1 pseudogene is annotated in these 557 nt (G+C 74.1%); it reads right to left on the bottom strand.

The features are described 5' to 3' along the window. A pseudogene (locus Q7A36_RS40715) lies at positions 1–557 on the bottom strand (hypothetical protein); the annotation flags it as partial.

Raw genomic sequence — 557 nt, 5'->3', positions numbered from 1 at the left:
CGCAGCTTCAGCGCCCACAGGTAGGGCTGCGGAATGGCGTCGATCAGCGCCTGCACGTCGTCGTGCCAGCCGGCGAAGTCGGCCCGCATCGCCGCATGGGTGCCGGGCGTGGTCCAGGATTCCTCCAGCCAATCGTCGCGCTCGACCACGCCGACAAAGTTCATCAGCTCGCCCCGGCGCAGCGGGTACTGGACCACGTGCCGACCCGGGCCGACCCAGTTCGACGCCACCATGCGCGCGAGACGGCGCGGCAGCCGCTCCATCGGGATCACGCCGCGCCAGGCGACGAGGCCGGTGAACTCCGCCTCGCCCGGGCCGTACAGCGCCGCGCGCACCGCCGAGTGGATGCCGTCGGCACCGACCAGCGCGTCACCCTCGGCGGCAGCGCCATCGGCGAAGCGAAGCACAGCGCGCCCGGCCTCGTCGGCACAGCCGGCGGCGCGGCGGCCGAGCCGGATGGTGCCCGGCGCCGCCGCCTCGACCGCCTCGGCCAGCACCGCCAGCAGGTCGGGACGGTAGAGCGTGACGTAGGGGTGGCCGTAGGTCTCGACCGAGAC

It is taken from the genome of Paracraurococcus lichenis, from assembly GCF_030657435.1.
In the GTDB taxonomy this organism is placed as follows: Bacteria; Pseudomonadota; Alphaproteobacteria; order Acetobacterales; family Acetobacteraceae; genus Paracraurococcus; species Paracraurococcus lichenis.
The sequence above is the reverse complement of the archived record's forward strand: the minus strand, read 5'-3'. Positions and strand labels throughout refer to the sequence as shown.